General features: G+C 38.2%; 3 protein-coding genes. 2 read left to right on the top strand and 1 reads right to left on the bottom strand.

Annotation, left to right across the window (positions count from 1 at the left end; genetic code table 11):
* Positions 1 to 203: helix-turn-helix domain-containing protein (locus A9G38_RS09750; RefSeq protein ID WP_141671696.1), on the bottom strand; the 203-nt coding region annotated here is incomplete at its 3' end.
* 73 nt (positions 204 to 276) lie between these two features.
* On the opposite strand from A9G38_RS09750, the gene A9G38_RS09745 reads away from it, so the two are divergent.
* Positions 277 to 1,191 (top strand): tyrosine-type recombinase/integrase, encoded by a 915-nt coding sequence (locus A9G38_RS09745; protein WP_080702403.1) that lies wholly within the window; start codon positions 277 to 279, stop codon positions 1,189 to 1,191.
* Positions 1,192 to 1,375: 184 nt separating this feature from the next.
* Positions 1,376 to 1,614: helix-turn-helix domain-containing protein (locus tag A9G38_RS09740; RefSeq protein ID WP_065623260.1), on the top strand; the 239-nt coding region annotated here is incomplete at its 3' end.

Here is a 1,614-nt window from a genome sequence, read left to right as displayed (position 1 = left end):
TCTTCAGTTCGACGATTATCTTTTGCGATGAATGAGCCGGTAGTTTGGTACTGCATTATCCAATTATCTAATGCTGATTTGGTGAGGTCATACTCTGCGACGATATCCGCACGTTTTTTACCATTTTGATATAGCATGACCATTTGTTTTTTGAACTCGTTAGTAAAGCTACGTTTTGCTCTTCGTGATGAATCGATTGCCATTGTTGTTACCTTCTCTTATTTTTAGTTTATCATAACAATGACCTTATAAAACTGGTACTAATTAGTGTAGCCGATCCAGTTTAAAGTTAAAAGTGGCAAAGGACTAACTGAAAGCACCTTAAAAAGAACGTGGGAATCGTTAGAGTTACATTTATTTCCTTATATTGGTGATAAATCAATCTTTAAATTAAAAGCAAAAGAATTTATTAAGGCCATGGAGCCACTAAGAGCTAATGGTAAATTAGAAACAATTAAAAGACTTTGCCAACGTATCAATGAGATTATGTTTTATGCGGTGAATATAGGCTTGATTGATGCTAACCCAGCAGCCAAGATAAAAGATGCTTTTGAAAGCCCTATAAAAGGGCAAATGCCAACAATAAACGCGCAAGAGCTGCCCCAATTTATGCAATCCCTTGCTATGGCCAGAATCGAATTACAAACGCGTTGCTTGATTGAATGGCAATTATTAACAATGACACGCCCAAATGAAGCGGTAGGGGCAAAATGGCAAGAGATTGATCTAGACAATTGCTTATGGGTTATTCCTGCCGAAAAAATGAAAATGAGGCGAGAGCATACTATTACACTCAATAAGCAGGCTATGGCTATATTATCAATTATGAAGCCTATAAGTGGGCATAGAGAGCATATATTCCCAAGTATGAAACCGCCTTATACAACCCCGATGAATAGTAGTACTGCTAACATGGCAATAAAACGAATGGGGTATAAAAACAAACTAGTCGCACATGGATTACGAGCCTTAGCTAGTACAGTATTAAACGAGCAGGGATTTGACCCTAATATTATTGAGGCAGCACTTGCACACGTCGATATCAATAGCGTAAGGCGAGCTTATAACCGAGCTACTTACCTAGAACAACGTAGAATCATGCTTGATTGGTGGGGCGACTTTGTCGAGCAAGCAAGCCAAGGAAATGTCTCACTATCAGGTAACCGCAATTTAAAGCTAGTTAATCATTAACCATATCACGCTATTCATACCGTGCCCCATATTTGGGTTATTCACTTCAATTCTCCATAATAACCACTCCTCATATCTGAGGGGTGCTTTTTTAAATGTCATCCTTTGGATCGGCTACACTAATTAGTACCAGTTTTATAAGGTCATTGTTATGATGAACTAAAAATAAGAGAAGGTAACAACAATGGCAATCGATTCATCACGAAGAGCAAAACGTAGCTTTACTAACGAGTTCAAAAAACAAATGGTCATGCTATATCAAAATGGTAAAAAACGTGCGGATATCGTCGCAGAGTATGACCTCACCAAATCAGCATTAGATAATTGGATAATGCAGTACCAAACTACCGGCTCATTCATCGCAAAAGATAATCGTCGAACTGAAGATAACGAACTTATCGCGCTACGCAAAGAGAATAAACG

Origin of the sequence: Gilliamella sp. Imp1-1, assembly GCF_001690415.1 — a bacterium.
GTDB lineage: Bacteria > Pseudomonadota > Gammaproteobacteria > Enterobacterales > Orbaceae > Gilliamella > Gilliamella bombi.
The sequence above is the reverse complement of the archived record's forward strand: the minus strand, read 5'-3'. Positions and strand labels throughout refer to the sequence as shown.